Source organism: Mesorhizobium sp. M1A.F.Ca.IN.020.06.1.1 (assembly GCF_004023265.1).
Lineage (GTDB): Bacteria > Pseudomonadota > Alphaproteobacteria > Rhizobiales > Rhizobiaceae > Mesorhizobium.
Map to the genome: position 1 here is coordinate 1 of NZ_RZSR01000513.1, position 4,257 is coordinate 4,257.

The window sequence follows — 4,257 nt, forward strand, 5'->3', positions numbered from 1 at the left end:
TCCCAGATGCGGCCGAGCTGCGCGTCGAGCTCGGAGATCATGCCGAGATGATGGGCGACCACTTCATGCTTGGCAAAGGCGGCTTCTTCGACGCCAGCTACCACATTCCGCTGATCGTGCGCGATCCGCGCCGGACAGAAGCGGCCGGCGCTTCCATCGATCGTTTCACCGAGGCGGTGGACGTCTTCCCGACCTTGCTCGACCTGATCGGCGCAGCACCCGAACCGCACCTCGACGGCAGGTCGCTGGCGTCCTGGCTCGACGGCGAGGAGCCGGCCGACTGGCGCGACGCGGCGCACTGGGAATTCGATTTCCGCTCGGTCGCCGACGGCGAAGCCGAGCGGCATTTCGGCATCGGCTCACGCGACTGCAACCTTGCCGTCCTTCGCACCGAGGCTTTCAAATATGTCCATTTCGGCGGCGGCCTGCCGCCGCTTCTCTTCGACCTGTCTAAGGATCCGGACGAGTTGAGCAACGTCGCGCACGACCCCGCCTATCTGCCGGTGCGCGTGGAACTCGCCGAGAAGATGCTCACCTGGCGCGCCAACCATCTCGACCAATCACTCGCGCTGGCGGAGCTGACAAAGGACGGAGTGGTCGGCCACGTGAGCAAGACAGCAGGCAGCAGGGAATAGCGAAACGCGTATTCCCTGCTGCCTGCTGCTGCTGCCTGGTCCCTTACTGCAGGACCATCCTCTGCTTGTCGCGGTTTGCGGCATAGGAGCTCTTGTCGTAGGCTGCCTGCGCCTCCAACTGCTCCTTGGTGAAGTTGGTGTAGAGATACTTGTTGCCGTCCTTGTCGGTCATGAACTTCAGCTTATCCATGCCGAGGGCGACTTCCTTCTCGCCGATGCCGAGGAAACCGCCGACATCGATAACCACCGCATCCGGCTTGTTGTCGGGCGTCAGCACGACGTCGCCAATCTCGCCGATCTCGACATCGTTGGCGCCGTATACCGTGGTGCCCTTCAGATCGTCGACTCTGATGTTGCCCATCGGCATTTCGTTCAACGTCGATTTGTCGATCGAGGCTGTCTTGGTCGTGTCGGTGGCGGCTGTGCCGGTATCGGCTGGCTTGTTCTCAGCCGTCGTATTCGCAGCCGGCGCCGCGGGCTTGGTCTCAGCCGTCGTCTGGGCCGGCTGAGCCGGTTTGGCCTCCTTGTCGGCCGTGGTGTCGGACGAGGTCACGGCAGGGGTGGTCGTTGCCGGAGCAGTGTTCGAAGCCGTGGTGGCTGCGGCCGGCGCCGGATCATAGGCCTTGCGGTTGAAGTCCGGCTGAGCCTCCAGCTCTTCCTTCGTCGTCTCGGCGATCAACCAGCGATCGCCATTCTTCTCTGCCCATTTGGCCTTGGCGAAGTCGAAGGTAACGTTCTTCTCGCCAATGCCCAGGAAGCCGCCGACGCCGATCACGAGGGATTCGGCCTTGCCGTCCTTGGCAAGAACGATGTCGTTGACGTCACCGATCTTTTGGGCGTCGTCGGCGGTTCCGTTATAGACCGACTCGCCCATGATGTTGGTGGCGAGATTGCCTTCAGCCTTCTCTACCGGCTGGGCCGGCTGCGCGGGCGCTTGCGCCGTTCCGGTGTCGGTGGTCGCAGGCTGCGTGGCATCGGTCGTTTGCGCCGGGGCCGGATCATAGGCCTTGCGATCGAAGGCCGCCTGTGCGTTCAGCTCGTCTTTGGTCGTCTTCGCTACGAGCCAGCGGTCGCCGTTCTTCTCGGCCCATTCCAGCTTGTTGTAATCGAAGGCGACATCCTTGGTGCCGACGCCAAGAAATCCGCCGACGCCGATGATGACGGATTTTACGTTGCCGCTTGCATCGAAAACGACGTCGTCGACCTTGCCGATGTCTTCGGCATCGTCGCCGGTCCCATTATAGACCGATTCACCGATGATATTGGTCATCAGCGCCCCGTCTGCACGTACTACTGGAGCTTGGGTCTCGGCGGCGGGCGCGGGGGTTTCGGTGGCGGGCGCCTGCGCCGGTGCAGGCGTTGTGTTCTGCGCAAAGGCCCCGGTTGCTAGGAGGGTTGCAAGCGCGGTCGTTGCAAAAAGAGTGCGGATCATGATCGTCTCTCCTCGTGCCTGATTTCCTACGCGCCGCGTTCGCGGCCTCGCACAAGGCAAGGGCGAGCGCGGCAATATTCCACAATTTCACAACGTCGTGAGGGGAGCCTTGTTCCAAACGGCGCCGGTCCACGGCGCTTGACTTGCTCGCTGACGCGGAACCTTCGGCGGCCCCTTTCCGTTTCAGCCTGCGGCTGAGAACTCGTTTTTGGCCTACCAATAGCAGGACGGAGAGGGGCATGCGGTTTGCTGCGGTGCTGAACAAGGACGGGGGCACCCTGCGCACGACCGATGTTGCAGCCTTTGCCGACCGGGTCCGCGAGCTTCTGGAAGCGGCCGGCCATTCGGTTCAGATCGACATCGTTGCGGGCGGCGAAATCGCCACGGCTTTGGAAAAGGCCATAGCCAGGCGCAACGTCGATGTCGTGCTGGCCGGAGGCGGCGACGGAACGGTGTCCACCGCCGCCTCGCTTCTGATGAACAAGAAGAAGGCGTTGGCCATATTGCCGGCTGGTACGATGAACCTTTTCGCGCGCAGCCTTGGCATCCCCCAGACACTGGAAGCCGCCTTGAAGGCCTTTACCGACGGCGAGGTTAAGGCGGTCGATATGGCGACCGCGAATGGCCGTCCCTTCGTGCATCAGTTTTCAATCGGCATGCATGCCAGAATGGTCCAGCTCCGCGAGAAGATGGATTTTGGCTCGCGGCTGGGAAAGATGCGGGCGTCGGTTCGCGCCGCATGGGCAACGATCAAGAACCCGCGCACCCTCAAGGTGACCTTGACCATCGGCAAGACCGACATCATCACCCGCGCGACCGGAATTGGCATCAGCAACAACCTGTTCGGCGAGGGTCATCTGCCTTATGCGGACAATCCGGCCGGCGGCGTGCTTGGCATCTATGTCAGCGTTGCGCGCCGGCGCCGTGACTTGGTAAAATTGCTGCTTGCCATGCTGCGCGGCCGGTGGCGCCAAAGCGAACATGTCGAGATCCACCAGGCTGACAAGGCCGTGCTGAAAATTCATTCGTCGCCGACCAAGTTCAAGGCGGTGATGGACGGAGAGTTGGTCAAGCTGGAACGCGAAACCACGGTCGAAATCCATCCGGCGACCCTTAACGTGCTGGTCCCTAGAAGCAGCGCGCAGGCAAAGGCAGCCTGAATGGGCCGAAGACTTCAAACTACTGTGTTTGACCACTGGGAGCAGGCGCCTGCTCGGTCCCTGGAGGTTGTGGGACGTGCTGCTGCTCGGTGCTCGGCTCTTTGATCAACACGCCATAAATCTCGGCTACGCCCCAGGCGATGAATACCAGCAGCAGCCCGGCGACGAGAATCCTGAGCGCATGCCAGCCCCAATGCCCCTGGCGGGCTTCGTTTTCAGGAACGGTCTTGGGCATGGTCGGTCTCCAGGTGTGGGGGCGGGCACGCCGAGCACGGCATGGTCGGGTAACGGACCCTTTCCGCGAAAGTTCCCAATCATCCGGCAACGGTCGGCCGCCTCGACCGGCTTGCCGCGCCTATGGCGTTTCGCTGCGATCCTTTTCTCGAGGCCCAGCCTTCACGTTCTCGCGGTAGATGGCGTAGGCGGCGAGCGCGATCGCGGGCGCGAGAAGCGTGCCCAGGCCGCCCTTGCTTTTCGCGAGCGCCGGGAGCAACGCGAGCGCCGCGGTAACGCCAACCGCCGTCATGTCGGCCTTTCGCCTTCGCGCGCGCCGCCGCGCCCGCATGCTGGTTGTCAGCTTGTGGATCACGACAATCAGCCCGGCGATCACCAGGAAGCCGATGCCGAAGCCGAGACTGGTCGCTAACGGCCCGTAGCGCGCCGCCAGCCAGATATAGGCCGCGCCGATGAGGAAACCGACGCCGCACAGGGCAAAAACACCGGCAAGTCCGTAGAGGATTGCGGTCTGCCGCGCTCTTTGAAAGGCCGCCACCGCCTCGCCGGAAGCAAGGCCGGAAATAAGCGAAACCAGCGTCCCCATATGAGGGCTGCTAGCGGCGCGACAGCAGCGCGAACAGGAAGCCTACTCCCGCCGCAATCGCCAGCGACGTCACCGGCTTTTCGCGAACGCTGGCTATCAACTGCGCTTCCAAATCCTGAGCGCTTCCGCGCATGCTTTCGAACGCTGCCTCGCCGTGCGCGCGCAGCTGCTCGACGCCTTCGGCGGCCGCGCGGCGCGCTGCCCCGTAAC

5 protein-coding genes and 1 pseudogene are annotated in these 4,257 nt (G+C 63.1%); 2 read left to right on the forward strand and 4 right to left on the reverse strand.

Going from position 1 to position 4,257, the window contains the following annotated elements; translation table 11 throughout:
* The coding region (locus tag EOA60_RS21045; protein ID WP_128311822.1) for a sulfatase/phosphatase domain-containing protein at window positions 1-635 on the forward strand (635 nt) is incomplete at its 5' end.
* A 43-nt stretch (window positions 636-678) separates the two neighbouring features.
* Here EOA60_RS21045 and EOA60_RS21050 read toward each other — a convergent pair.
* Window positions 679-2,067 carry a PRC-barrel domain-containing protein gene (locus tag EOA60_RS21050; RefSeq protein ID WP_095824026.1) on the reverse strand — a complete coding sequence of 463 codons (1,389 nt, stop codon included), beginning with the start codon at window positions 2,065-2,067 and terminating at the stop codon, window positions 679-681.
* Between the two features lie 239 nt (window positions 2,068-2,306).
* Here EOA60_RS21050 and EOA60_RS21055 point away from each other — a divergent pair, with 239 nt between their 5' ends.
* Window positions 2,307-3,227, forward strand: coding sequence for a diacylglycerol kinase family protein (locus EOA60_RS21055; RefSeq protein ID WP_095799846.1), 921 nt, complete (start codon window positions 2,307-2,309; stop codon window positions 3,225-3,227).
* 19 nt (window positions 3,228-3,246) lie between these two features.
* On the opposite strand, the gene EOA60_RS21060 is transcribed toward EOA60_RS21055, so the two are convergent.
* From EOA60_RS21060 to EOA60_RS21070, 3 genes and pseudogenes are all read right to left on the reverse strand, one after another.
* Window positions 3,247-3,462, reverse strand: coding sequence for a hypothetical protein (locus EOA60_RS21060; protein WP_067002134.1), 216 nt, complete (start codon window positions 3,460-3,462; stop codon window positions 3,247-3,249).
* Between the two features lie 120 nt (window positions 3,463-3,582).
* Window positions 3,583-4,047, reverse strand: a complete 465-nt coding sequence (locus tag EOA60_RS21065; RefSeq protein ID WP_095824027.1) for a phage holin family protein — start codon at window positions 4,045-4,047, stop codon at window positions 3,583-3,585.
* Window positions 4,048-4,057: 10 nt separating this feature from the next.
* Window positions 4,058-4,257: pseudogene (locus EOA60_RS21070) on the reverse strand (DUF883 family protein); the annotation flags it as partial.

Bases quoted from the DNA above. Each gene is read 5' to 3' on its own strand.
- EOA60_RS21065 (WP_095824027.1), bottom strand. From the start codon at position 4,047: ATGGGGACGCTGGTTTCGCTTATTTCCGGCCTTGCTTCCGGCGAGGCG.
- EOA60_RS21050 (WP_095824026.1), bottom strand. From the start codon at position 2,067: ATGATCCGCACTCTTTTTGCAACGACCGCGCTTGCAACCCTCCTAGCA.
- EOA60_RS21055 (WP_095799846.1), top strand. From the start codon at position 2,307: ATGCGGTTTGCTGCGGTGCTGAACAAGGACGGGGGCACCCTGCGCACG.
- EOA60_RS21060 (WP_067002134.1), bottom strand. From the start codon at position 3,462: ATGCCCAAGACCGTTCCTGAAAACGAAGCCCGCCAGGGGCATTGGGGC.